Source organism: Zhihengliuella flava (genome assembly GCF_015751895.1).
In the GTDB taxonomy this organism is placed as follows: domain Bacteria; phylum Actinomycetota; class Actinomycetes; order Actinomycetales; family Micrococcaceae; genus Zhihengliuella; species Zhihengliuella flava.
Map to the genome: position 1 here is coordinate 2,497,991 of NZ_JADOTZ010000001.1, position 23,230 is coordinate 2,521,220.

Genomic DNA, 23,230 nt, shown 5'->3' on the forward strand with positions numbered 1-23,230 from the left:
CCTACGCTTCGTCCTCAGTGTGGGCCCGTGCCGCTTCGAGTCGTTTGCGTGCGCCGTCGAGCCACGCTTCGCAACGCGCCGCGAGGGCTTCTCCGCGTTCCCAGAGGGCCAGTGACTGCTCGAGGCTGGCACCACCGGCCTCGAGTTGGGAGACGACGGCGATGAGCTCTTCGCGGGCCTGCTCATAGTTCAGCTCAGCGACGTCAGTGTTCGCGGTGGATTCGTGGGGCGTGTCAATGTTCGGATCCGTGGTCATGATGTCTCCCAAAAGTGGTGGATTGATGGACAGGGTGTGCTGGATGGAGTCGGACGAGGGCGGAGCTGGCTGTGCTGTGCTTAGCGCGGGTTGGAGTTGCTGGCGTGTGTGCCGGTCACGGAGGCATCTAGGCTGCCGCGAGCCAGCCGAATGAGCAGCTGGTCTCCGGCGGCCAGGTCGCTGGCATCCCTGGCGACCGGCGCCGAGGCCTCGCGGGCGCCGTCCGCGGACACCTGCACGATCGCGTAGCCGCGATCCAAGGTGTGCTGGGGCGAGAGGGTGCGGACCCGGGCGCGCAAATGGGAGATCTCGGCGTCGGCGCGGTTGACTGCGGCCTGTGCCGCCGCGTCAGAGCGGACGGCGAGGCGTTCGATGTCTTCTGCGCGCTCGCGGATCATGCTGTCGGGGGCGGCGAGAACGGGCCGGCTGCGGAGGGCGGCGATGCGTTCGCTTTCGCGGGCCACGAGTTGTTCGACGGAGCGGTCTAGCCGGCGGCGGGCCTGCTCGATGCCGAGGCGCTCTTCGGCGACGTCTGGCACGATTCGCTTGGCCGCGTCGGTGGGCGTTGAGGCCCGCAGATCGGCCACGTCGTCGAGGATGGGCCGGTCCGCCTCGTGCCCGATGGCGCTGACCACCGGGGTGGACGCTGCGGCGACGGCTCGGACGAGTTCCTCCGAGCTGAAGGGCAGGAGGTCTTCCAGCGCCCCGCCGCCGCGAGCGATGACGATGACGTCAACTCGCGGGTCGGCGTCGAGCTCGGCCAGCGCCGCCATGACCTCGGCGACGGCATTGACGCCTTGAACGGCGGTATTGCGGACCTCGAACTCAACGCCTGGCCACCGGAGGGTGGCGTTGCGCAGGACGTCTTTTTCCGCATCCGAGTCTCGCCCAGTGATGAGCCCAATGCGCTCGGGGAGGAGAGGCAAAGCGCGCTTCAGCTCCGGGTCGAACAGCCCCTCCTCGCCGAGGGCTTGGCGCAGGCGTTCGAGCCGGGCGAGGAGGTCGCCGAGGCCCACGGGCCGGACGTCGGAGGCGTTCATGGAGAGGCGGCCGGTTTTCAGCCACAGATTCGGTTTCACCCGAGCGACGACGCGGGAGCCGACCTCCGGCTTGGCCTCCAGCCGGCTGAGCGTGGAGCGCCAGACCGTCACGGACAGGGAGTTCTCCACGTCGACGTCGCGCATCGTCAGGTAGGCATGCCCGTTGCGAACATTGGCCTCCAGCAGCTGGCCCTCGATCCAGGTCTCCGGGGCGCGCTCGATGTGTTGCTTGAGGATCTGAGCAAAGTGCTTGAGCGGCCAGGGGTTCTCCGGGCTGGTCTCCCCGGCGGTTGCGGCCATGGCCTGTGGTGCCTCGGTGGGTGCGGGCTGCTCCATCTGGTTCCTCTCGAGCGGCATCTTGCACTATTCCTATCAGTTTCACCCCGCAGAAAGTGATCTGGGCGGCAGAAGTGTGCACAGCGAAACGCGTAGCATGGTGCCTATGCCTACCAGCACTACCGCGCCCGCCCCCGTATCCGTGCCGATGCCGCAGGTCCCTCGCCAGCGACGTTCGCCCGAAGAGGTGGCCGCCGCAGCGCCCGTCGACGGGCCGAAGCGTGTCCTGCTGGCCGCCCCTCGTGGGTACTGCGCCGGCGTGGACCGCGCGGTGATCGCCGTGGAGAAAGCCCTGGAGCACTACGGTGCCCCCGTCTATGTCCGCAAAGAAATCGTGCACAACCGGCACGTGGTCTCCGAGCTGGAGGCGCGGGGCGCCATCTTCGTGGAGGAAACCGACGAGGTCCCGGAAGAAGAGCTGGTGGTTTTCTCGGCGCACGGCGTGAGCCCGGCCGTGGTGCAGTCTGCTGCAGATCGCAACTTGCGCACTATTGACGCGACCTGCCCGCTGGTGACCAAGGTTCACCGCGAGGCCGTGCGCTTTGCCAAGCAGAAGAACCAGATCCTCCTGATCGGCCACGAGGGGCACGAGGAGGTCGAGGGCACGTACGGTGAGGCGCCGGAATCCACCACGATTGTGAACAACCCGGAGGAAGCACGCACGGTTCAGGTTGAGGACCCGGACAAGCTCATTTGGCTCTCCCAGACCACGTTGTCCGTTGACGAGACCATGGAGATCGTCAACATCCTCCGTGAGCGTTTCCCCAACTTGCAGGACCCGCCGAGCGATGACATTTGCTACGCCACGAGCAACCGGCAGGTGGCGATTAAGAAGATCGCTCCGGAGGCAGATTTGGTGATCGTGGTGGGGTCAGCGAACTCCTCCAACTCGGTCCGCCTCGTTGAAGTGGCCCTGGAGTACGGTGCCAAGGACGCGCACCGCGTGGACTTCGCTAACGAGGTCGACGAATCGTGGTTTGAGGGCGTCGCCACCGTCGGCGTCACGTCAGGGGCCTCGGTGCCGGACGTCTTGGTTCAGGATGTGCTGCGGCTGCTGGCCGACTACGGCTTTGCCGATCAGGAGGAAGTGGTCACCGCGGAAGAGGACATCTTGTTTTCTCTCCCGAAGGAGCTGCGCGCCAAGCTCAAGGAATCGGGGGATACCTCGGTGGGCCTCGGCGGCCGCGGTCAGGGGCCCAGCCGCTAAGCGGCGCCCCCGCTTGAAGCCGCCGCCCGCGGTGGTGCCGTTAGTTTTCTGTGCTCCTCGTGGGGAGGAGTTCCGCCGCGCTGAGCACCCGCGGGGTGGACTCCACCGTCCGGGGCGTCGCCTCGGCGGCGTTGGACGTCAGGCCGGGATCTAGCTCTTGCAAGCGGCGCGTGGACGGCAGCACGCGGGTTTCTAGGGTGCCGACGAACGAGTTGTAGCGCTCGACCGAGCTCTTCAGGGACTTTCCGAGGTCATCGATGTGGCTGCCGAGGGTGCCGAGCCGCTTGTAGAGCTGCCGCGATTCATCGAACAACGCCTTGGCATTCTCCGTGAGTAGCTCCTGCCGCCAGGCATAGGCCAAGCCCTTGAGGATAGAGAGCAGGGTACTGGGCGCGGCTAGGGCGACGTTGCGCGAGAAGGCGTCGTCGAGGAGGCCAGGGTCCGCTTCCAGGGCCGCAGCCAAGAACGATTCGGCCGGCAAGAAGCAGATCACGAGCTCTGGGCTGCCCGGAATGTTTTCCCAGTACTCCTTGGCGGCCAGATCATCGACGTGTTTGCGCAGTGCCTTGGCGTGTGCCCGCATGAGGTTGCCCCGGTGGGATGGGTCTTCGTCTTGCGCGGTGAGGTACGCGTTGAGCGGGACCTTCGCGTCCACCGCCACAGACTTACCGCCCGGAAGGTTGACCACCAAATCCGGGCGCTGACGGGTTCCTGCGGTCCGGTGCGTGGTTCCGGAGACCTGCTCGGCAAAGTCGACGTGCCGCAGCATGCCGGCCGCTTCCACGACGCGGCGCAACTGGACCTCGCCCCACGTGCCACGTGTGGCGCTGTTGCTCAGAGCGCTGGCGAGGGACGACGTCGTCTTTAACAGGGCCGCGTCCTGCTCCGCTGCGGTGGCGAGCTGCTGACTCAGCTGGCCAAACTGCTCCACTCGATCCCGTTCGAGAACGCCCACTTGTTGCTGGACCTGCCGGAGCCGGTCCGCCAGTGGAGCTAGCAGGTGCATCACCGAGCGTTCCTCCCCGGAACGCTCGCGCTCATCCACCAGGCGGTCCTGCAGTGCGTCCCGCTCCGCAGTGACGGCCGCCAAACTGGATTCGGCGTCATGCAGGCGCGCGACGGCGTCGTTCCCGGCCTGGCCGCTACCGGCGGCGAAGCGCCAGCAGAGGTAGGCGCCAGCGGCCGCCCCGACCACGAAGGCGAGCAGTGTCATCACAACGGTGAGTGCATCCATGTGGCCAGTCTGACTGATGCGCCCCACAAAATAGGACGAGACGTGCGGTCCCGGAGCCCGAACTGCGCGGCGAGGCAGTGACGGGTAGACTCGACTCCCGTGGCTCTTACTATCGGAATCGTCGGACTGCCCAACGTTGGCAAGTCCACCATGTTCAATGCACTGACCCGCGCCGAGATCCTGGCGGCGAACTATCCGTTCGCAACGATCGAACCGAATGTGGGCGTCGTGCCCCTGCCGGACTCCCGCCTGAAGGTCCTAGCGGATATCTTCAGCTCGGAGAAAGTCCTGCCCGCCACCGTGTCCTTCGTGGACATCGCCGGCATCGTCAAGGGCGCGTCCGAGGGCGAGGGGCTGGGCAACAAGTTCCTGGCCAATATCCGTGAGGCGGACGCGATCTGCCAAGTCACCCGCGTTTTCAACGATCCGGACGTGGTGCACGTCGACGGCAAGGTGGACCCGGCGTCGGACATTGAGACGATCGCGACCGAGCTGATCTTGGCGGACCTGCAGACCATCGAGAACCAGCTGCCGCGCCTGGAGAAGGAACTGCGGGCCAAGAAGATCGAGGCGTCGTTCATCGACGAGGTCAAGGCCGCGCAGAAGGTGCTGGAGGAGGGCAAGACCCTCTTTGCTGGCGCAGGCGAGGCCAAGCTGGACCTCGAGGCGCTGAAGCCGCTGCAGCTGATGACCACCAAGCCGTTCATCTACGTGTTCAACATGGACGAGGAGGGCCTGGCGAACGACGAGCTGAAGCAGGAGCTGACCAACATGGTGGCCCCGGCGGAGGCCGTGTTCCTCGACGCCCAGTTTGAGGCCGATCTGGTGGAGCTGGACGAGGATGAGGCGGCCGAAATGCTGCATGAAGCCGGTTACGCCGAGTCGGGCCTGGAGAAGCTGGCCCGCGTGGGCTACTCAACGCTGGGGCTGCAGTCCTACCTGACGGCCGGCCCGAAGGAGACCCGCGCGTGGACGATTCGTCAGGGGGCGACGGCGCCCGAGGCCGCCGGCGTGATCCACACGGACTTCCAGCGTGGCTTCATCAAGGCCGAGGTCATTAACTTTGACGACCTGGTGGAGCTGGGTTCCGTTGCTGCGGCCAAGTCTGCGGGTAAAGCCCGCATGGAAGGCAAGGACTACGTCATGCGCGACGGCGACGTGGTCGAGTTCCGCTTCAACGTCTAGGTTCCGCTCCCTGCGCGTCCTGACTTGCTGCTCGCGTTCGGCGTTGACGGAACCGTGGTCGCGCCATCATCGACCATCGCAGTAAGGGTAGGCTTACCTGAGTGAGCCGTAAGAAGAATACTCCGCCCGACCGGCGCTTGATGGTGGCACAGGTGATCCGACGTGTGCGCATCAGCCCCAGTTTCGTCAGACTAACGCTAGGCGGCCTCGAAGGATTGGAAGTTCGTGGCACTGACCATTGGTGCCGCCTCTTCTTCTCGAGGCAGGGGCAGGATGTCCTCGAATTACCCACTCGGACGACTGAATTGGGCTGGTACTTGCAGTACCTAGCGACGCCTCGAGCCCGACGGCCATGGGTGCGCGCCTACACGGTGCGTGCCGCGAGGCCGGAGTCGGGCGAAGTCGATATCGACTTCGTCATTCACGGTGACCGTGACGGAACGATGGGTCCCGCGGCCCAGTTCGCGCTTGATGCAGTTCCTGGGGACAGGGTGGGATTCCTCGATCAAGGCGCTGCTTTCGCTGCTGATCACCCTCATGACTGGACCTTGTTGGTGGGCGACGAAACGGCACTGCCCGCCATCGCAGGAATTTGCCGCTCGCTGCCCGCCGCTTCCCGAGGTATTGCCCTGATCGAGGTTCCAACGGCTGACGACAGGCAGGAAATCGAGGCTCCACTTGGCATGGACCTGGTGTGGCTTCCTCGTGATCAATCGTCAGAGGTTCATGACAGGCCGGGGGCGTTGGCTCTCCGTACGTTGATGGAGACGCCGATGCAGGACGGTGCCGTGCATGCTCACCTCATTGGAGAGTCCCGGCTAGCCACCGGAGCGCGCCGCTTCCTCGTCGAGGTACAGGGTGTTCCGAAGCGCAATATCGACTTTGCGGGTTATTGGCGATCGGGGCGCGCGGCGACCAGTTGATCGTGATGTTCGCATCAGTGCAGGCCTGACCCGGAACAACAAGGATGCCCCGAATTCGCTGGAAGCACGCCCCATGGTAGGAGGCGTCATCTGGTCATTCTCGGTTATCCTCAATGTGGTGGCTGTGGCCACCGCGAGCACTTCCACGTGAAGAACGCGTGAATCATTGCGGAGAGGCCTGAATAGCTCAGGACATGTCTGGATGGGGTGCGGTGCACAATGCGCCGACTGCACGATGCCGATGCGCACTATCGGCACAGGAAAGGACATGACATGGCGTTGAAAGATGAGAAGAATCTCGCGCAGGTACTGGACAAGATGGCAAAGATGGACGAGCCGCGGCGGTCCATCATCCAGCACGTTCACCGCATCATTATGGCGGCGGCACCAACCCTCAAACCCAGGATCTGGTACGGCATGCCTGCCTATGCGGCCTCCGCCAGTACCCCCGCCCTCGTGACGCTCCGCAATGACGATCGTATGAACCTGGCTCTTACCGAGAAAGCCCCGTTTGCCTCGGCGGGCGGGGCAGACGGCGCCCTCATGCCCGCCGCCTGGTTTTTTGAGTCCATAGATGAGGACACGGAGCGGCGCATCGCGGAGATTGTTCGCTCTGTCCTAGACAGCTGAAGTGGTCGCGGCAGGTCAGGACGTCACCCGTCGAGGTGCTCGCGTGACGTCCTGACCAGCCGCTCCACCAGTTGGTCCGCCGGCATCTTGTGCGCCGGGAAGGTGACTCCGGTCTTGCTCGGTTTGAGGCCCGCAGCGCGGAGCTCCTCGGCGTGTGTAGCGATGGCGGGGCCCAGAACGTACAGCCCGAGCTGCTTGCTGAACGCTGCGTAGCTCGCGACGACGCGGCCTTGCACGCTGAAACCGGGCATGTTGTAGGCCGTCATTTCTTCGGCGTCGGGAAGTGCCTGAGCGAGGACCCCGCGTAGGTGTTGAAGCGCTGGCCGGAACGGCTCCGGTGCCGCGGCAATGTAGGAATCGTGATCAGCGTGTGGAGTCATGTGTCAGTGCCTTTCTGGTCATGGGGTGTCGTGCAATTGCGCCTGCGTGGCTCACGGACTCTTTCCAGCGGTACCTCTACCGAATCATCCCTTGCGCGCGAGCGACGGCGACCGCAGCCGTGCGGGAGGAAACACCCAACTTGGTGAAGATGTGCACGAGGTGGGACTTCACGGTGGCCTCGCTAATGTGTAGGCGGGCGGCTAGTTGGTGATTCGCCGCACCGTCTGCAACGAGTGCCAAAACCTCGTGCTCCCGGCGTGTCAGCTCCGGCCGCCCGTCGCGCAGGCGCGCGATCAATCGTCCCGCGATGGCCGGAGCAAGGGCCGTCTCGCCCGCGGCTGCTGCCCGGATCGCCGCGATAAGTTCCGCTGGTGGGGAGTCCTTGAGGAGGTATCCGCTCGCTCCGGCCTCGACGGCGCCCAGAATGTCGCCGTCCGTGTCGTAGTTGGTCAGCACCAATACGGCTGGCGGTGTGGGCAGTCCGCGAATCCGGTGGGTGGCGTCAGCGCCCGTGTCAGCGACACCAAACTGGAGGTCCATCAGGACGACGTCAGGCGTAAGCTGTGCCGCGAGGACGAAGGCGTCGGACGGAGTTGAGGCCTCACCGACGATCTCGAGGCCGGGTTCCTCGGCGAGCATCGCACGCAAACCGGTGCGGACCACCGGGTGGTCGTCGGCTACGAGTAACCGAATCAATCGTCCTCCTCACTCAGCTGCGTCAGCGGCAAGCGCACGGTGACCCTAGTGCCCTTCCCGAGCTCTGAGGCAATGACCAAATGACCATCCAATTGCTCCACGCGCTCTCGCATGGCGTGTAGCCCGAACGAACCGGCTCCATGCGGATCGGCTCCTGCCGCGTCCACGTCGAACCCGCGTCCGTCATCGACGACGCTGAGGTAGAGATCGGTCCCTTGGGTGAGCTCGACGACGATGCGTTGTGCGGCCGCGTGGCGGACGGCATTGGAGAGTGCTCCTTGCGCGATGCGCAGGAGAGCTGTTTGAAAGGTCATGGGCAGTACGACGTCGTCCTTCGCCCTCACCTCAATGTTCACGCGGGTGCGGTCCGCTTGCTCACGCCCTAGCCTGCGGAGCGCGGCGGCGAGCCCGTCTTCGAGCCGCTCTGGGGTGAGCTCCCGGATGATCTGTCGGGTTTCCGCCAAGCTGTCCGCAGCAGTGCCCCGGGCTAGGCCGAGGTACTCGGTCGCGGTGCCGGATGTGTGACGCTCCGCAGCGTGCAGAAGCATCTGAATCGAGGAGAGTCCCTGGGCGACCGTGTCATGGATCTCGCGCGCCAAACGCGCCCTTTCCGCGAGGGCGCCCTGTTGGCGTTCCGTTTCGGCAAGCTGCTGTTGGGTCTGGATGAGCTCAGCCAGTAGGCGCTCCCGCTCGTCAACCTCGCGGGTGAGCGTACGGTAGGCCAGCCCGATGAGTAGAGCGACGCCGGCAGCTACGAGGGGACCAATGACCCCGCCAACGCTGAACCCCACGTGCAGCCCGAGCGCCACGATCGTATACGTCGTCGTCAGCACGATCGCTACGCCGCCGCCCCAGCCGGGAACGACATGGAGATACAGGAAGAACAGCGGGAAGACGAGAAAAGCCCCCTCCGGGGTCAGCCACGTTAGGAGAGCCCACAGCACCGTGAGTGCGGCAACCCATCCGATCGCAGGTGGGCGGCGGACGACCTGCGCGCCCCGCCGCCGGTGGCCAGCCCACACACCGAGGAGGTACACGGTGACGAATGTGACGCCGACGACGAGCGACCACACGGCTGCGGGCGACGCAACAGCAAACGACCGTGCTACGGCAAATCCCGCGAGCCCTAGGAGCAAGGCATGCAAGCCCACGCGGAGCCCCGTGAAAATCGGGGAGAGAGTTGTGTGCGGCATGACCCCTTCAGCTTAGGCGAGGCCCGCATCCGGGCCATCAACCAAAAGTTGGATCCCGAATCCCACGGTTTGGGCGATGTGCCGCCGGCCCGGCTGCAGCGAAAGTTGTGGGGAAGCTCCGGCATGGTGCTAGAGCGGAAAGGATGGCAAAATGTTCGTCGCATGGAGAGAGCTGCGGTTTGCCCGTGGCCGGTTCGTGCTCATCGGGGCGGTCGTTGCTCTCCTGACCCTTCTCGTTGGATTCCTCGCGGGGCTCGCTGGCGGCCTCGCGGCACAAAACGTCTCGTCCGTACTTCAGCTGCCCGGGGACCGGTTGGTGCTGCAGCAAGGTGAGGACGGTGACGTTGCTTTTTCGACGTCGTCGCTTGATGCGGACACGATTCGGCAGTGGGATGAGGCGCAGGGGGTCCACACGGTCATCCCGGTCGGCGTCACTCAATCTCGAGTCACCGCCGGCGACGATGAGACAGCAGTCGCCCTGTACGGATTCGGGAGGACACAAGAGAACCCAGGGAAGAATTCCCTCCTCGAGATGTCGCCTGACGTCGACGGCCAGGTAGGGCTGTCCGCGGGCATCGCTGACGACCTAGGCGTCGGCGTCGGTGACCGCCTGTCGATCACGGGGCAGGAGTTCACCGTCGCCTCTATCGGTGCGGACCTGTGGTACAGCCACACCCCGGTCGCGGTATTAACGGCGAGAGACTGGAGCGAAGCTAGCCAGCGTGTCGGTGGCACCGGAGAGGCGACTCTTCTCTCTGTGACAGGGGAGACCGACTGGGCCGCCGTCGGCGCGGCCACCGGCACCGTTGCCGAGACCCCGCTCGCTAGTCTGAGCGGACTCGAATCGTTCCAGTCGGAGATCGGGTCCCTTGGCTTGATGGTGGTTATGCTGTTCGGCATTTCTGCGCTCGTCGTCGGAGCGTTCTTCACGGTGTGGACCATGCAGCGTACGGCAGATATTGCCGTCTTGAAGGCGCTCGGTGCGACGACGGGTTCGCTGATCCGCGACAGCTTGGGCCAGGCCTGCATAGTTTTGGGGGCGGGTATTGCGGTAGGCCTCGCCGCTGTCGTGGCCTTGGGAGCGCTGTCCGAACAAGCCTTACCGTTTGTGCTCAGTCCTGTGACCACCCTCGTCCCAGCAGTCGTGATGGCTGTGCTGGGCCTCGCCGGAGCCTCTTTTGCCTTGCGCTCCGTGACGCACTCTGACCCCCTTACCGCTCTGGGAAGTAATCGATGATTGAACTACAGAATGTCACCCTCACGTTCCCCGACGGGGACCGGCGCAAGACCGCCGTCGACGACGTGACGCTCCGAGCTGAAGCCGGCCGAGTCACTGGCCTCACGGGGCCCAGCGGCTCAGGAAAATCGAGCATTCTCGCGGTCGCCGCAACGTTGATCCGGCCGGATGCTGGTCAGGTTCTCCTCGGTCAGGGGTCAGGCCAAGTCGACGCAGCGCAGCTCTCCGGTCGTGAGGCGGCTCGGCTTCGCCGCCAGCGCGTCGGCATTGTTTTCCAGCAGTCCAACCTCCTTCCCGCGCTCACCTCTCGCGAACAACTCCACGTGATGGGGCGGCTCGGCGGGTCATGGGGCCAACGTCAGCGCCGCGAGCTGGAGGCCCGGGCCGATGAGCTGCTCGACGCCGTCGGGCTGGCCGCGCACGTCCACCAACGCCCCCACCAGCTCTCCGGAGGGCAGCGCCAGCGAGTCGCCATTGCCCGGGCGCTGGTCCACCAACCGGAGATACTCCTGATTGACGAGCCCACCAGCGCACTGGACCAAGAGCGTGGGGCCGAGATCATGGAGTTGATTGCCGGGCTGACCCGAGACCGGCTCACGGCGACGCTGTTGGTGACGCATGACTTGGTGCATCGTGAGGCGTTGGACGACCTGATCACCGTGGTCGATGGGCAGATCGCAGCACCGACCCGTGCATGAGGATCGACCTAGCTCGTCGCACTGGCCTGAAGACGCCGGACGCGAAGCGATAGCCTGTGCACGAGGCAATGGAATCGCCCCGCATGAAGAAGGAATCGCATGGTGCACAAGAAGCCGGACGAAGTCATCGATGGCTACCTGATCAAGTATCACGCCGACGGAAAGTCGCGCTGGTCGAAGGGCAAGGTGGAGAACGAGCAACCCGTCGGCTATTGGGAGTGGTACCGCAAGGACGGCACGCTCAAGCGTTCCGGGCACTTTGAAGCCGGTGAGCCGGTCGGTGAGTGGATCACCTATGACCCTCAGGGCGCCCCCTACAAGGTGACCGATCGTGGGGCCGGTTCCTCCGGGAGCTAGGCTGGCCACATGGCAGAACCAACCCGGTGGGCAACCGAAACCACAGACGGCCACTCGCAGTGGTACATCGAACGCTTCCGGTCGATGGCGGCCGACGGCGCCGATCTGGTGGGCGAGGCCCGGCTCATCGATGCGATGGTTCCGCGCGCCGCACGGATCCTTGACGCCGGGTGCGGCCCCGGCCGGCACGCCGGATACTTGCACGCATGTGGACACGACGTCGTCGGAATCGACGCCGACCCGGAGTTGATTGCGGCGGCCCGCGAGGACCATGCGGGCCCAGAGTACGCCGTCCTTGACCTGGTCGAGCTGGAGCTTGCCGCGCTCGGCCGGGAGGAGCCGTTTGACGCCGTGCTGATGGCTGGCAATGTGATGGTCTTTTTGGCGCCCGGGACTGAAGTCGAAGTCCTGCGCCGGGTGGCCGCGTGCCTGAGCGCGGCAGGGTTCGTGGCCGTCGGATTCCACACGGATCGGCACCTCGCGCTCGCCGACTTTGACGCCTACGCGGAAGAAGCCGGGCTGCGCCTGGAACACCGGTTCTCCACGTGGGAGCTAGGGCCTTGGTACGACGACGCCGACTTCGCGGTGTCGATCCTCCGCCACGCGTGAGGAGATCGCGATGGCGCAGGCCGAGCCTCCGCGCCGTTAGTCGAAACGGGGATTTTGCCGGCTGCGCTTGATGTCCGCGCGGCGGCGCTTGGCCTCCAGCCGGCACAGCCGGGAGCCGCGCGTGGGTCGGGTCGGCCGGCGGGGGAGTTCAGGCACGACGGCGTCGCGGAGCACCTCGGCGAGTCGTTGCCGCGCAGCGGCCCGGTTGCGCCATTGCGATCGGTGCTCGGACGCCTCGATCGTCAGGACGGTTCCCGCCAGGCGGCCCGCGAGCCGCTCCAGCACGCGCTCGCGTTGGGTGGCGTCAAGCGCCGTCGTCGTGCCGAGGTCCAGGCTCAACTGGACTCGTGAATCCGTGGTGTTGACGCCCTGCCCGCCGGGTCCCGAGGACCGGGTGAACTGCTCGGCGAGCTCCGCCGCGGGCACGCGGAGGCCGTGCGGCGCGCCTCGGCCCGGGGGTACGCGCAGATCATCCATAGTTCCAGTGTGCGCCACGGGGACTGCGTACGACGCATTGTTGAGGCCCACCCGGCGCCGATCGGCACCGGGCGCTAGAGTATTCCGGGGATCGAGCGGGAAGGGACCTGATGGAACTCGGCGTTGCCGCATGGGCCTTTCTCGGTGCCGGTGCCCTGTTGGTGGGATTGGCCAAGACGGCCCTGCCAGGGGCCGGAACCTTGTGCGTGGCGATCTTCGCCGCCGTCCTGCCAGCGCGGGAATCCACCGGTGCGCTGTTGGTGCTCCTGCTCGTCGGCGATCTGTTCGCCGTGTGGATGTACCGTCACGACGTGGACTGGCGCACGTTGCGCCGGTTGGTCCCCGGCGTGCTGATCGGGATGGCGTTCGGCGCGCTGTTCCTCTACGCCTCCACAGACGAAGCGGTCCGGCGGGTGATCGGCCTGATCCTGCTGGGCTTGCTGGCGCTCTCCATCTGGCGGCGTCGGGCCCCGCGCCGCACGCCTGCCGCGGACGGAGCGGCCGCCGAGCCCAGCGGCCTCACGCGGTACGGCTACGGAACGTTGGGCGGATTCACCACCATGGTGGCCAATGCGGGAGGGCCCGTGATGAGCCTGTACCTACTCTCGATGCGCCTGAACGTCACCACCTTCTTGGGGACGGCCGCCTACTTTTTCTTTGCGCTGAACCTGGCCAAGCTCCCGTTCCAGATCGGCTTTGGCCTGTTGGACGCGCACTTGGCCGCCACCTCGGCGGCGCTCATCCCGCTCGTGATTGTCGGTGCCTTCGCCGGGCGCCTCATCGCGCAGCGCATCCCGCAGAAGGCCTTCGAGGTGGTGGTCCTGGTGCTGACAGGGGTCGGCGCCATCAACCTCCTGATCTAGTCGGTACCGGCGGACCCTAGCGCGCCGGACCAACACTGCGTACTCTCCAAGGCATGGAGACTCCGCACGGGGCCGCTCGCCCGGCTGATGCCAGTGAGGCGGCCGTCATCGATTGGCTGCTGGATTCGGACCCGTCACTGCGCTGGCAGGTAGAACGTGATCTGACGGAAAAGCCCGAGGAGGTCTGGCGGCAGACGCGTGCCCGCACGGCGACGGAGGGATTCGGCCGGCGCCTGTTGGAGCAACAAGACGCGGACGGCCAGTGGTCTGGTGGCGCCTACTTTCCTGCGCAGGGCACCGCCGGCTACCCCAGTGCGGACGATGCTCCGCGTGATCGGGAGGGCCAGCCGTGGACCGCGACCACGTGGTCCCTCAACGCCCTGCGATCGTGGGGTGTGCCGCCTGCTGCACTGGGCCACACGGCGGAGCGGCTCGAAGCCAACGCCCGCTGGGAGTATGAGGACCTGCCCTACTGGGCTGGGGAAGTGGACGTGTGCATTAATGCCTTCACTCTTCTCAACGGTCTCTGGCTCGGCCGGACGAAGCAGGCCAACGCCGACTGGTTCGTGGATCACCAGATGGCCGAGGGCGGCTGGAACTGCGAATGGGTCGAAGGTTCGAGCCGGGCGTCGGTTCATTCCACCCTCAACGCGCTCGAGGCCCTGCTCGAGTTCGAGCGCGTCACCGGCGGCAGCCCCGACGTCCGCGCCGCCCGCCACGCCGGCGAGGAGTACTTGCTGCGGCGTCACTTGCTGCGCCGGCTCAGGACGGGCGAGCCGCTGACCGCGACCACGACGACCTTTTGCCACCCTCACCGTCACGCCTACTCAGCCCTGCGCGCCCTGGACTACTTCCGGGAGGCCACGGTCTACGACGGCGGCGCCGAGGATCCTCGCCTTGCCGAAGCGATCGACGTCGTCCGCCAAGCCCGGCAACCCGACGGAACCTGGCTCCAGGGCCGCCGGCTCGGCGGCAAAGTGTGGTTCGAGGAGGACGCTCCCGTCGGCGAGCCCTCGCGTGGCGTGACCCTGAGGGCGCTGCGCGTGCTCCGCTGGTGGGAGGGGGAAACCCGCGCCGGGCAGGCGCGCGCCGACGCGTTCTAGACACGGACGAAGGGTGCCCGGTCACTGCACCGGGCACCCCTCGTGTTCGCGTGCGCCAGGGTTACTGGCGCCGGAAGCGTGCCTTCAGCACCAGGTTCGGATCGGGGACCGCATCCTCGCCGGTGTTGAGGACCACCTGCTCGATGCTCCCGTTGAACTCGCCCCGGTGGACGCCGTAGTCATCAACCACTGGGTCCAGACTGTCCAGCCCCACATCGAGGCCTTCATCGAAGGAGAAGAGCGCCGGAATGGTGCGCTCGACGCGCCCGGAACCGATGGCCTCGTCGTCACAGAACAACGTGACTGTCCCGCCCTTGCCTGCGCCTCCGCCGTCGTACGCAAACTCCATGCGCACTGTGTGTGCTCCGGGGCTGAGCTCCTGCTCAGCGCGCACGCGGTAGATGTTGAGGCCCACAAAGTTATGCGCGTAGGTCAGCAACCCGTCGGCGAAGTAGAGGGCCCATCCGCCGAATCCGCCGCCTTGGGCAATGAGGGCCCCGCGCGCCGGGCCGTCGGACGGCGTTTCGATGGTGGCGGTGACAGAGAAGGAACGGTTCTTGACGTTGAGCACGGTGTTTTCATTCAACCGCGTCATCCCCGGGCGCAGAGTCTGCGTCGTGCGGTCGCCCATCAGGTCGGGACGCCCGGCAATGGCCGGGTCGAAGCGTTCGCGCTCGCGATCATCGATCGGCAGGACGTTGTACTTGGCGGCCTCGATGAGGAATCGGTCCTGCAACTCCCGCAGCTTGTCCGGCATCTGCGCGGCCAGATCGTTGGACTGCGTCCAGTCGTCCGGCCCGTACAGCTCCCACACGTCGTCCGTCAGGGCCGGCACGAAGTCGTCCGGGTCCGGCCAGGGGAGGAGGTGTTGCGTCACGGCGGTCCACCCCTCGTGGTACACCCCTCGGTTGCCGGCCATCTCGAAGTACTGCGTGACGTGACGCTCGGCTGCGTCCCCATCCTGCATCGCGTACTTGAAGCTCGTGCCCTCCATGGGCCGCTGCCGCACGCCGTTGACGCTGAGCGGTTCCGGGATGCCCGCGTATTCGAGGATGGTCGGCGCGACGTCGATCAGGTGGGCGAACTGGTGGCGGTTCTCATGCGCCGGCACTTCGCCGGGGTACCTCACGATCATGCCGGTCCGGGTGCCGCCCCAGTGGGAGGCCACGATCTTGGACCACTGGTACGGGGTGTTCATGGCCTGGGCCCAGCCCGACGGCACGTGGTTGAAGGACTTGGGGCCGCCGACCTCGTCGAGGCGCGGCAGGATATCCTCCGTGGTCATGAGCACGTTGTTCTGATAGGCCATCTCGTTGATGGTGCCGTACGCGCCGGATTCCGCTGAGGCGCCGTTGTCACCCATGATGTAGACGACCATGGTGTTCTTTAGCTGACCCCGCGCCTCGAGGGTGTCCAGCAGGCGGCCCACCTGATCGTCCATGTGCTTGGCCATCGCGGCGTAGGCCTCGAAGAGGCGGGCACCGACTTCTTGGTCCGTCGTGGAGAGGTCTTTCCAAGCTGGAATCTTGTCATTCGGCGCGGTCAGCTCGGCATCGGCGGGGATCACGCCGAGTTCCTTCTGGCGGGCGAAGGTCTGCGCGCGCTGCTCGTCGTACCCGTAGTCGAACTTGCCCCGCATCTCATCGAGATAGCTCTGCGGTGCGTGGTGCGGGGCGTGGGTGGCACCGAAGGAGAGGTAGGTGAACCATGGCTTGTCCGGCGTCAGCGCCTGCAGGTTGTCGATCCACTTGATGGTCTGATCGACCAGGTCCTCGGACAGGTGGTAGCCCTCTTCGTAGCTGCTGGGAGGCTCGATGGGATTGGTCCCGTCGATCAGCGCGGGCGAGTACTGGTGCGTGTCGCCGCCGATGAAGCCGTAGAACTTTTCAAACCCTTCGCCTGTGGGCCAGCGATCGAAGGGCCCCGAGGGGCTGGTTTCCCACGGCGGGGTCTGATGATGCTTGCCAAACATGGCGGTCGAGTAGCCGTTCATGCGCAGGACCTGGGCCAGCGGAGCGCAGTCATCCGGGCGGACGCCCGTGTAGCCGGGGAAGGAGGTGGCCACCTCCGCCAAGGCGCCCATCTCGGCGGAGTGGTGATTGCGGCCCGTCATCAGGGCCTGCCGAGAGGGCGAGCAGAGCGCCGTCGTATGGAATCGGGTCATCCGGACGCCCTCCGCGGCCATACGCTCAGCCGTTGGCATCTGGCACGGCCCGCCGAAGGCGCTACTGGCCCCAAAGCCCATGTCATCCACCAGGATCAGGAGGACATTCGGGGCGCCTTCCGGCGGTCGCAGGGCCGCAGCTGGGCGCGGGGCGGTTGCCTGCCGGGCGTCGACCGGGGTGTCGGCCTGAAGGCGATTTTTTTGGATCGGCAGGTGGAGCCGACCCATGGTCTCGGTGGTGGACATGGTGTACCTCTTTCCGGGTGTCGACACTGTGATCATTTCACTAGGTGGGTTGAGTCAGAAGTGATGCAGGGCCTTGCCGATCATCTGGGCGCCGATCATCAGCAGCAACACCGCCATGATGATGGCGTTGTAGCGCTGAAGTTCATCCCGCAGGCGGGCCAGAGGCTGCCGCAGGCGCTCCTCCCAGATCAGGTTTGCGAGGACGGGGACCCACACGCTGATGCCGCCGATCACGGCGACGAAGGCCAGCAGGGCCAGCGCTTGGCCCCAACTCGCGGCGCCGGAGCCGATCGAGAGGCCAGCATTGGCATTGAGGATCAAGTTTTTGGGATTGACTGAGGCCAAGAGAGCGCCCAGACCAAAGATGGCGGCCGGGGAGAGCCCCTCCATGCTCGCCATCCACTGCGGTGCGGCGGGTTGCGCGTCACCGCGCGGCCGAGCCCGCCATTGTGTGATGGCGAAAAACAGGGCGGCGCCACCGAGTAGTAACTGCAGCGAGCCGAGCAGGGGCTTGCTGGCCTCGGGATCCGGCTCCGGCAGCGAGCCGCCGGCCACGGCGAAGAGCCCAGCGAGCACGATGATCCCCGCCAGCCAGCCGATCAAAAAGAGCACGCTCTTGACACGCGCCCGCGGCATGAGCAGGAGCAGGACGATGGCCACGATGGGAATCGGGCTAATGGCGAGTCCAATCGCCGTGGGCAGCAGATCGCCGAGGAGTTCACTCATCAGTTGTCCTGTCCTCTCGATGCGGCGTCGGCGCTGAGCTCCGAGACCGCGGCGCGGTTGGTTGCGAACATTCGTTCATCCTCCAGCAGATCGTGTTGGCGCATACGGTGCTGCATTTGCGGCCGGAAACGGCTGAAGGACAGCTCGACGCCGTGCTCGGCCAGCCACGCCTTGAACGTCAAGAGCTGTTCGGCGGCCGTGACATCGACGTCCGTCACGGCCTCCATATCCAGCACCAGGTGCCGGATGGGATGCTCCGGTTCCGCGGTGATCCGCTGTTGGATCGATTCGACGACCGTGACGATGTTGGCGAAGATCAGGGGCGCGGCGACGCGCACGACGAGGACTCCGGGGGCGCTGACCGTGGCCTTGCTCGTGCGGTCCAGCAGAGAGGCCTCCGCCGCGCCGTCGGCCTGCACGACGTCGATGGCGGGCTGAGCGGCTCGACGCGCCAAGTTGATCAGGGCGAGGACGAAGGCCACCAAGATCCCGGGGATGGCGCCGACGATCAGGGTGACCGCGAAGCAGACGACGCCGATCGAAAATTCGGCGCGATCCGTGCGCGCGAGCTCGCGGAACTCGCCAATCGCCAAGAGGCGCACCACGGCCACCGCGACGATCGCGCCGATGGCCGGCGACGGAATGTGCGCCAAGACGCCCGTGCCGAACACCAAGAGCAAGAGGGTGCCTGCCGCGAGGATGAGCGAGGGCAGCTGCGTCCTCGCCCCAATCTGGTCCACCGCGGCTGTGCGGCTCGTCGACGCGCCGATCGTGAAACTGCCTTGGAACCCGGCGGCCACGTTGGATAGGCCGAAGGCCATCAGGTCCTTGTTGGGGCGATTGGGATAGCCGCGCCGGTTGGCGTAGGAGCGGGACACCAGCAGGCCTTCCGACGCGCCGACGACGGCGAGTGCGAGCGCGGAGGGAACGATGGCCAGCCATTGCTGCCAGCTCAGGGCGGGCCACGTGAGCGCCGGTAGGCCCGCCTCCACCGGCCCGAGGATGGCCACCTGATCCGCACTGACGCCCGTGACGCTGACGACGATCGAGGAGATGATGAGCGTGATCAAGGCCCACGGGATGAGCGGGTTGAGGCGGCGCCCGGCAACGAGGACTGCCACGCAGCCAGCGGCCAGAACCACGGACCACGGTTTGATGTCCGTCCATCCGGTGACGAGCGTGGCCACTTTACTCACGAATTCGTGCCCATGACTGCCGGTGATGCCCAGCATCTTAATGACTTGGCTGACCAGGATGTCGAAGGCCAGGCCCGCGACGAACCCAATGAGGATGGGCTTGGAGAGGAAGTCTGCAATAAACCCCAGCCGGAACACAGACATGAGGATCATGAGTACGCCGCAGATCATGGCCTGGGCGAGCGCCATGTCGGCATAGGTTCCCGATCCGGCGACGGCTAATCCGCCGAGTGAGGATGCGACGAGCGCGCTGGCCGCGGCGTCGGGCGAGGCGACGAGTTGCCGCGAGCCGACGGTCAGCACGTAGATGATCGTGGGAATAACCAGGGCGTACAGCCCGGCCGACGGATCGAGGCCGGCGATCTGCGAGTATCCGATGTTGAGCGGGACGGCAATGGCGAGCAGGGTGACGCCTGCGGCGATTTCACGCGGAGCGTTCTTCTTGGTGAGCCCAGCCAACGGCCGTGCGTCGACATCGTGCAAAGTCACCATGTGTCTGAACTTAGTCGGTTGGCGGGTCCACAACAAGGGGGAAATTTCGCGTTGACCACGGAAAAGTCATGTGAGCGTCCAGACCGCGCACGCCTGCTGAGGTGCCATCGCGGGGCCGTGTCCCGCTATGCTTCGTGCTATGCACGTCACGCCTCCAGCGCGCCCGCGGCGGCCGTCGCCGCTGGGCGGACGTAAACCCACCCGCGACGACTTGGCCCCGTTCGCCACCGATGATCCCGACGTGCTGGATGACATCCTGCCCGCGGACTCCTCGGCGCTGCGGCTTTTAATCGTCGGCATCAATCCGGGGCTGTGGACCGCAGCCGTGAACGCGCCGTTTGCGCGGCCGGGTAATCGGTTCTGGCCGTCGCTGCATCGAGCCGGGCTGACCAGCCACGTGGTGGACGCCTCGCGTGGTCTCCGCGAGGAGGATCAGGACGAGTTGCTCCGCCGGGGCATCGGACTGACCAACCTGGTGGGTCGGGCCACGGCCCGGGCCGATGAACTCACACGCGATGAGCTTCGCGCGGCGGGGGAGCGGCTCGTCGCCCGCGTGCACGAGTTACGGCCTCGGGCTGTGGCCATCGCCGGGATTACGGCCTTCCGCAGTGCCTTCAAGGTGCCCCAGGCGCAGCTCGGGCGGCAAGATCCGGCCACCCTCGGGACGGATGTGGGCCGGCACCAGTGGCCGGATGGCACGGCGCTCTGGGTGGTTCCCCAGCCCAGCGGGCTTAATGCGCACGAGACGATCGACTCGCTCGCGGCCAAGTGGCAGCAGGTGTGGCAGGAGGCCGGCTCGCCCGACGAGCCGGCGCGGTAGCACTGCCTAGGAGCCCTCGGCGAGGCGGGAGCGCCCGTGGGCGGCGACGTCGTTCCGCAACATGGCGGGCCAGCCGCGGACGTCGGCGGGCGTGCGCGCCACGTGGAGCACGGCGTGCGGCAGCAGCTGGGCCAGAGCCTCCGCGGTGGACACGGGGTGGGCCGGGTCGCCGATCCACGCCAGAATCGTCACGGGGCAGTGGATCTGCGCGATGTCCGCGGCTGCGGGCAGATCGCTCACGGCGGCGCCACGGAACACGGACGGCAGAAGGCCCTCCGGGACATCGGGCTCAGTGGCCGGGGAGCCCACCGTGGCTGGTGGACGTGCGACGGCGGCGCTGGCGGCCACGAAGGTCCCCACCCCACGCTTCTCAATGAGCGTGGCCGCCGTGCGGTAGTCCTGAGACTTGGCGGTGCGGGTCGCCCAGGCCGTCGGCGGGACCAAGAGGGTTAGCCCGGCGAAGCGCTGCGGGTCCCTCACCGCGGCGTGCAGAAGCGTGGCGGCACCCATCGAGGGCCCGACCCCGTGGACGCGCTCGCCGGGAAAGTAGGCGTCCAACAGCTGGAGGAGATCGTCGGCCAACTGCGGCCAGGCGTAGTCCTGAGGAACTTTTCGACCCGTCGAGGTGCCGTGGCCGCGGGCGTCGTAGCGCAACAGACGGGTCCCGCTCAGCCCCCGCCCCAGATCCAAGTCCAGCAAGCTATCGACGCGCCTCGACGACGTGAGGCCGTGTAATTGCACGACGGGGTGACCGCCCTCGTCACTCAGCGAGCACGCCAGCTGTGCGGTTGCCGTTGCCGGGGAACCCACGGGGAACGCTGGCTGCTCGATGGCCGTCATGGGGCTACTCCTCTCGCCGGTGCTGGAATGACGGTTAAGCTACCAGCATGCGGCTCACCCACCTTGCCCAGATGCGCTTGCCGTTCGGTCGGCTGGTCGGATACCGCCCCGCCGTTTCGGGACTCGGCAGGGACTTGCCCGTGTCTTTCGACCAGCGACGTCACGTTGAGGCCGGCGACCGCCCTGGGTCGTGGATGGCGTTGTCCCTCACCCTGCCCGGCCGGGCGGCTCGGGCCGACGTCGAGCGTGCGTGGCTGGCCGTCGTCGGCCGGCACGGCACGCTGCGTTCGGTGTTTACGGAGCACGACGACGGTGCGCGCCTGCGGGCCGTAGACGTGGCACCGGGGGAGTGGGTGGAACACGAGATCGCGTCTGGAGAGGCGGTGAGCGACGCCGTGCGGGGTGTCTTCGACGCCCAGTGCAGACCCTACGCGGCGCCGTCCCATTACCTGTGTTTGCTCGAGACCGCGGCGAGCACCACGGTGCTGATCGGGACGGATCACGCGCACGTGGACATGTGGTCGCTGGTGGTGATCGGTCGGGACTTCGTGGCCGCCCACGCTGAGGCGGCGCGCACGCCGTCGGACGCTGCAGTGCACCTGGCTACGGCACCGCCCTTTGCCGAGCACACCGCAGCGTTGCGCGAGCGCGGCAGCGCTTCGGAGCGCATCCACGCTCGGTGGAGAGAAATTCTGGACGCTGGCGGCTCGGTGATGCCCGTCTTCCCCCTTGAGCTGGACGCGCCAGCACCCCGGCCGGAGCGCGTGGAGGTCCGTGAGGTGCTGGACGTGGCCGCGAATGAAGCGTTGGCTGCGGCGGCCGCCCGCGAGGGAGTCTCTGCGCTGGCGCTCGCGGTGTCCGTGATGACGCGGGTCACGGCCCGGATCGCCGAACGGCCCTTGCGCGCGGTATTTCCCGTGCATAGCCGGTATGACCACACCTGGCACGAGTCGGTGGGGTGGTTTATCACCAACTCGGTGCTCGAGTCCGCCGACGCATCGCCGCGGGCCTGTGCCGCCGCCGTGAAGGAGGCCGTGCAGCTCGGGTCCCACCCGTTGGAGGACGTGCTCACGCCCTGGGGCGGGATGCCGCAGGCGCCGGGCATGTTTGCGATTTCCTGGCTTGACCTGCGCCGGCTGCCCGTCTCGTTCGCCTCCCACCACTACGACGCCCACTACGTCGGCGCACCCGTGACCACGGATGGCGTCATGCTGTGGTTTATCTCCGATCAGACGGGGCTCCACTTACGTTGCCGCTACCCGGACACGCTCCTGGCCCGCGAGCACGTGGGTGGTTGGCTCGACGCCGTGGTGGAGGGATTGGTGGAGGCGGCCAGCCGGGAATGAGCCGGCGGTGCGCGTGGTTGCCCCAGATATGCGAGCCATGACCTATAGCGAATACACGGACACCACGACCCTCGAACTCACGGAACAGCCCACCCCCAAGGTGGGCCCGGGCAGCGTCCTGATCAGCGTGCAGCGCGCGGCCGTTAACCCCGTGGACTGGAAACTGATGACGGGCGGCTTGGACGCCATGCTCGAGGCCCACTTCCCGGTCATCCCGGGCTGGGACGTCGCGGGCATCGTGGAGGCAACCGGGCCTGACACCCCGGAATTTTCTGTGGGGGACCGCGTCGCGGCCTACGGGCGCAAGGACGTCGTTTCCGGCGGCTCCTATGCCGAATACATGTCGCTCCCGGCCACGTCAGTGGCGCGAATCCCCGACGGGGTGGGATTCGACGACGCGGCCGGGCTGCCGCTGGCCGGCCTCACCGCCTTGCGGTCCCTCGAGACCCTGGAACTGACGGATGAGGATACCTTGCTGATTCACGCGGCCTCGGGCGGGGTCGGGTTCCTCGCGGCCCAACTGGCCCGCGAGGTCGGGGCCACCGTCCTCGGGACGGCCTCCGAGGCCAACCACGGCAAGCTGCGCCAGATCGGCGTCGTGCCTTTGACCTACGGCGAGGGCCTGGAGGAGCGAGTGCGCGAGGCCGCGCCGGCTGGCGTGACCGCCGTTGCCGATTTCGTCGGTGGCGTCCGGGAACAGACGCTCGCTGTTCTCGCTGCGGACGGCCGGCACGTGTCCATCGCTGACCCGACGGTGGAAGAGCAGGGCGGCCAGTGGGTGTGGGTGCGCCCTGATGGCGCCCGCCTGCAAGAGCTCCTCGGGAAGGTGGCCGCCGGTGACCTCCGGGTAGAGATTGACAGCGCCTACCCGCTGGCTGAGGCCGCGGACGCGATGCGGGCTAATCAGGCCGGATCGCGAGGAAAAGTCCTCATCGACACCACGCGCTAAGCGTTCAATCATGGGGTGAGCCTCGC

24 protein-coding genes are annotated in these 23,230 nt (G+C 66.6%); 13 read left to right on the top strand and 11 right to left on the bottom strand.

From position 1 onward, the window contains the following. Nucleotide 1: 1 nt before the first annotated feature. On the bottom strand, nt 2–256 hold the full coding sequence (locus tag IW252_RS11480; RefSeq protein WP_196836679.1) for an exodeoxyribonuclease VII small subunit: 255 nt from the start codon (nt 254–256) through the stop codon (nt 2–4). An 80-nt stretch (nt 257–336) separates the two neighbouring features. Beyond that, the gene (xseA, locus tag IW252_RS11485; protein WP_196836680.1) at nt 337–1,632 is read right to left on the bottom strand and encodes an exodeoxyribonuclease VII large subunit; all 1,296 of its coding nucleotides are present in this window, start codon (nt 1,630–1,632) and stop codon (nt 337–339) included. Nucleotides 1,633–1,738: 106 nt separating this feature from the next. Here xseA and IW252_RS11490 point away from each other — a divergent pair, with 106 nt between their 5' ends. Continuing rightward, nucleotides 1,739–2,839, top strand: coding sequence for a 4-hydroxy-3-methylbut-2-enyl diphosphate reductase (locus IW252_RS11490; protein ID WP_196836681.1), 1,101 nt, complete (start codon nt 1,739–1,741; stop codon nt 2,837–2,839). Between the two features lie 40 nt (nt 2,840–2,879). Here IW252_RS11490 and IW252_RS11495 read toward each other — a convergent pair whose 3' ends face one another. Beyond that, entirely contained in the window at nt 2,880–4,073 is a 1,194-nt protein-coding gene (locus IW252_RS11495) for a DNA recombination protein RmuC (RefSeq protein ID WP_196836682.1), read from the bottom strand. Nucleotides 4,074–4,172: 99 nt separating this feature from the next. Here IW252_RS11495 and ychF point away from each other — a divergent pair, with 99 nt between their 5' ends. The 3 genes from ychF (at nt 4,173) to IW252_RS11510 (ending at nt 6,811) form a co-directional block, all read left to right on the top strand. After that, the gene (gene ychF / locus IW252_RS11500) at nt 4,173–5,258 is read left to right on the top strand and encodes a redox-regulated ATPase YchF (RefSeq protein WP_196836683.1); all 1,086 of its coding nucleotides are present in this window, start codon (nt 4,173–4,175) and stop codon (nt 5,256–5,258) included. 101 nt (nt 5,259–5,359) lie between these two features. Beyond that, entirely contained in the window at nt 5,360–6,181 is an 822-nt protein-coding gene (locus IW252_RS11505; RefSeq protein WP_331271525.1) for a siderophore-interacting protein, read from the top strand. 273 nt (nt 6,182–6,454) lie between these two features. Beyond that, nucleotides 6,455–6,811, top strand: coding sequence for a DUF1801 domain-containing protein (locus IW252_RS11510; protein WP_196836684.1), 357 nt, complete (start codon nt 6,455–6,457; stop codon nt 6,809–6,811). A gap of 23 nt (nt 6,812–6,834) precedes the next feature. Here the strand turns inward: IW252_RS11510 and IW252_RS11515 are convergent, their stop codons facing one another. From IW252_RS11515 to IW252_RS11525, 3 genes are all read right to left on the bottom strand, one after another. After that, nucleotides 6,835–7,191 (bottom strand): iron chaperone, encoded by a 357-nt coding sequence (locus IW252_RS11515; RefSeq protein ID WP_196836685.1) that lies wholly within the window; start codon nt 7,189–7,191, stop codon nt 6,835–6,837. Nucleotides 7,192–7,267: 76 nt separating this feature from the next. Further along, nucleotides 7,268–7,888 (bottom strand): response regulator, encoded by a 621-nt coding sequence (locus tag IW252_RS11520; RefSeq protein ID WP_196836686.1) that lies wholly within the window; start codon nt 7,886–7,888, stop codon nt 7,268–7,270. Beyond that, a complete protein-coding gene (locus IW252_RS11525) occupies nt 7,885–9,081 on the bottom strand; it encodes a sensor histidine kinase (protein WP_196836687.1) in 1,197 nt (398 codons plus the stop codon). Before IW252_RS11525 ends, IW252_RS11520 begins: the two co-directional genes overlap by 4 nt. Nucleotides 9,082–9,232: 151 nt before the next feature. Between IW252_RS11525 and IW252_RS11530 the strand changes: the two genes are divergently transcribed. The 4 genes from IW252_RS11530 (at nt 9,233) to IW252_RS11545 (ending at nt 11,982) form a co-directional block, all read left to right on the top strand. Beyond that, complete coding sequence (locus IW252_RS11530) at nt 9,233–10,318, top strand: ABC transporter permease (RefSeq protein ID WP_196836688.1); 1,086 nt, start codon at nt 9,233–9,235, stop codon at nt 10,316–10,318. Beyond that, entirely contained in the window at nt 10,315–11,016 is a 702-nt protein-coding gene (locus tag IW252_RS11535; RefSeq protein WP_196836689.1) for an ABC transporter ATP-binding protein, read from the top strand. Before IW252_RS11530 ends, IW252_RS11535 begins: the two co-directional genes overlap by 4 nt. A gap of 99 nt (nt 11,017–11,115) precedes the next feature. Beyond that, nucleotides 11,116–11,373, top strand: a complete 258-nt coding sequence (locus IW252_RS11540; protein ID WP_196836690.1) for a toxin-antitoxin system YwqK family antitoxin — start codon at nt 11,116–11,118, stop codon at nt 11,371–11,373. 9 nt (nt 11,374–11,382) lie between these two features. Further along, a complete protein-coding gene (locus tag IW252_RS11545) occupies nt 11,383–11,982 on the top strand; it encodes a class I SAM-dependent methyltransferase (protein WP_196836691.1) in 600 nt (199 codons plus the stop codon). A gap of 36 nt (nt 11,983–12,018) precedes the next feature. On the opposite strand, the gene arfB is transcribed toward IW252_RS11545, so the two are convergent. Beyond that, a complete protein-coding gene (arfB, locus tag IW252_RS11550; protein WP_196836692.1) occupies nt 12,019–12,459 on the bottom strand; it encodes an alternative ribosome rescue aminoacyl-tRNA hydrolase ArfB in 441 nt (146 codons plus the stop codon). A gap of 110 nt (nt 12,460–12,569) precedes the next feature. On the opposite strand from arfB, the gene IW252_RS11555 reads away from it, so the two are divergent. Beyond that, nucleotides 12,570–13,322, top strand: a complete 753-nt coding sequence (locus tag IW252_RS11555; protein WP_196836693.1) for a sulfite exporter TauE/SafE family protein — start codon at nt 12,570–12,572, stop codon at nt 13,320–13,322. A gap of 53 nt (nt 13,323–13,375) precedes the next feature. Further along, entirely contained in the window at nt 13,376–14,425 is a 1,050-nt protein-coding gene (locus IW252_RS11560) for a squalene cyclase (protein WP_196836694.1), read from the top strand. 61 nt (nt 14,426–14,486) lie between these two features. Here the strand turns inward: IW252_RS11560 and IW252_RS11565 are convergent, their stop codons facing one another. Genes IW252_RS11565 through IW252_RS11575 form a run of 3 tightly spaced genes read right to left on the bottom strand, consistent with a single transcriptional unit; the run spans nt 14,487 to nt 19,249 of the window. Beyond that, nucleotides 14,487–16,835 (bottom strand): arylsulfatase, encoded by a 2,349-nt coding sequence (locus IW252_RS11565; RefSeq protein ID WP_196836695.1) that lies wholly within the window; start codon nt 16,833–16,835, stop codon nt 14,487–14,489. Nucleotides 16,836–16,889: 54 nt separating this feature from the next. Further along, the gene (locus IW252_RS11570) at nt 16,890–17,561 is read right to left on the bottom strand and encodes a GAP family protein (protein WP_196836696.1); all 672 of its coding nucleotides are present in this window, start codon (nt 17,559–17,561) and stop codon (nt 16,890–16,892) included. Continuing rightward, on the bottom strand, nt 17,561–19,249 hold the full coding sequence (locus tag IW252_RS11575; protein ID WP_196836697.1) for a SulP family inorganic anion transporter: 1,689 nt from the start codon (nt 19,247–19,249) through the stop codon (nt 17,561–17,563). The genes IW252_RS11570 and IW252_RS11575 overlap by 1 nt, the downstream gene beginning before the upstream one ends. A gap of 139 nt (nt 19,250–19,388) precedes the next feature. Between IW252_RS11575 and IW252_RS11580 the strand changes: the two genes are divergently transcribed. Further along, nucleotides 19,389–20,069 (top strand): mismatch-specific DNA-glycosylase, encoded by a 681-nt coding sequence (locus IW252_RS11580; protein WP_196836698.1) that lies wholly within the window; start codon nt 19,389–19,391, stop codon nt 20,067–20,069. A gap of 6 nt (nt 20,070–20,075) precedes the next feature. Here the strand turns inward: IW252_RS11580 and IW252_RS11585 are convergent, their stop codons facing one another. Next, nucleotides 20,076–20,909: an alpha/beta fold hydrolase gene (locus IW252_RS11585; protein WP_196836699.1), complete on the bottom strand. Its 834-nt coding sequence runs from the start codon at nt 20,907–20,909 to the stop codon at nt 20,076–20,078. Between the two features lie 47 nt (nt 20,910–20,956). On the opposite strand from IW252_RS11585, the gene IW252_RS11590 reads away from it, so the two are divergent. Further along, a complete protein-coding gene (locus tag IW252_RS11590; RefSeq protein ID WP_196836700.1) occupies nt 20,957–22,255 on the top strand; it encodes a condensation domain-containing protein in 1,299 nt (432 codons plus the stop codon). Nucleotides 22,256–22,292: 37 nt separating this feature from the next. After that, nucleotides 22,293–23,204 carry an NADP-dependent oxidoreductase gene (locus IW252_RS11595; protein WP_331271526.1) on the top strand — a complete coding sequence of 304 codons (912 nt, stop codon included), beginning with the start codon at nt 22,293–22,295 and terminating at the stop codon, nt 23,202–23,204. Nucleotides 23,205–23,230 lie beyond the last annotated feature (26 nt).

What these genes read in the sequence shown, in the direction of transcription:
- IW252_RS11495 (WP_196836682.1), bottom strand. Translation starts at nt 4,073, where the DNA reads ATGGATGCACTCACCGTTGTGATGACACTGCTCGCCTTCGTGGTCGGG.
- IW252_RS11545 (WP_196836691.1), top strand. Translation starts at nt 11,383, where the DNA reads ATGGCAGAACCAACCCGGTGGGCAACCGAAACCACAGACGGCCACTCG.
- IW252_RS11565 (WP_196836695.1), bottom strand. Translation starts at nt 16,835, where the DNA reads ATGTCCACCACCGAGACCATGGGTCGGCTCCACCTGCCGATCCAAAAA.
- IW252_RS11590 (WP_196836700.1), top strand. Translation starts at nt 20,957, where the DNA reads ATGCGGCTCACCCACCTTGCCCAGATGCGCTTGCCGTTCGGTCGGCTG.
- IW252_RS11525 (WP_196836687.1), bottom strand. Translation starts at nt 9,081, where the DNA reads ATGCCGCACACAACTCTCTCCCCGATTTTCACGGGGCTCCGCGTGGGC.
- IW252_RS11535 (WP_196836689.1), top strand. Translation starts at nt 10,315, where the DNA reads ATGATTGAACTACAGAATGTCACCCTCACGTTCCCCGACGGGGACCGG.
- IW252_RS11555 (WP_196836693.1), top strand. Translation starts at nt 12,570, where the DNA reads ATGGAACTCGGCGTTGCCGCATGGGCCTTTCTCGGTGCCGGTGCCCTG.
- IW252_RS11490 (WP_196836681.1), top strand. Translation starts at nt 1,739, where the DNA reads ATGCCTACCAGCACTACCGCGCCCGCCCCCGTATCCGTGCCGATGCCG.
- IW252_RS11480 (WP_196836679.1), bottom strand. Translation starts at nt 256, where the DNA reads ATGACCACGGATCCGAACATTGACACGCCCCACGAATCCACCGCGAAC.
- IW252_RS11560 (WP_196836694.1), top strand. Translation starts at nt 13,376, where the DNA reads ATGGAGACTCCGCACGGGGCCGCTCGCCCGGCTGATGCCAGTGAGGCG.
- IW252_RS11570 (WP_196836696.1), bottom strand. Translation starts at nt 17,561, where the DNA reads ATGAGTGAACTCCTCGGCGATCTGCTGCCCACGGCGATTGGACTCGCC.
- IW252_RS11540 (WP_196836690.1), top strand. Translation starts at nt 11,116, where the DNA reads ATGGTGCACAAGAAGCCGGACGAAGTCATCGATGGCTACCTGATCAAG.
- IW252_RS11515 (WP_196836685.1), bottom strand. Translation starts at nt 7,191, where the DNA reads ATGACTCCACACGCTGATCACGATTCCTACATTGCCGCGGCACCGGAG.
- IW252_RS11575 (WP_196836697.1), bottom strand. Translation starts at nt 19,249, where the DNA reads ATGGTGACTTTGCACGATGTCGACGCACGGCCGTTGGCTGGGCTCACC.
- arfB (WP_196836692.1), bottom strand. Translation starts at nt 12,459, where the DNA reads ATGGATGATCTGCGCGTACCCCCGGGCCGAGGCGCGCCGCACGGCCTC.
- IW252_RS11530 (WP_196836688.1), top strand. Translation starts at nt 9,233, where the DNA reads ATGTTCGTCGCATGGAGAGAGCTGCGGTTTGCCCGTGGCCGGTTCGTG.
- IW252_RS11510 (WP_196836684.1), top strand. Translation starts at nt 6,455, where the DNA reads ATGGCGTTGAAAGATGAGAAGAATCTCGCGCAGGTACTGGACAAGATG.
- IW252_RS11595 (WP_331271526.1), top strand. Translation starts at nt 22,293, where the DNA reads ATGACCTATAGCGAATACACGGACACCACGACCCTCGAACTCACGGAA.
- IW252_RS11580 (WP_196836698.1), top strand. Translation starts at nt 19,389, where the DNA reads ATGCACGTCACGCCTCCAGCGCGCCCGCGGCGGCCGTCGCCGCTGGGC.
- xseA (WP_196836680.1), bottom strand. Translation starts at nt 1,632, where the DNA reads ATGGAGCAGCCCGCACCCACCGAGGCACCACAGGCCATGGCCGCAACC.
- IW252_RS11585 (WP_196836699.1), bottom strand. Translation starts at nt 20,909, where the DNA reads ATGACGGCCATCGAGCAGCCAGCGTTCCCCGTGGGTTCCCCGGCAACG.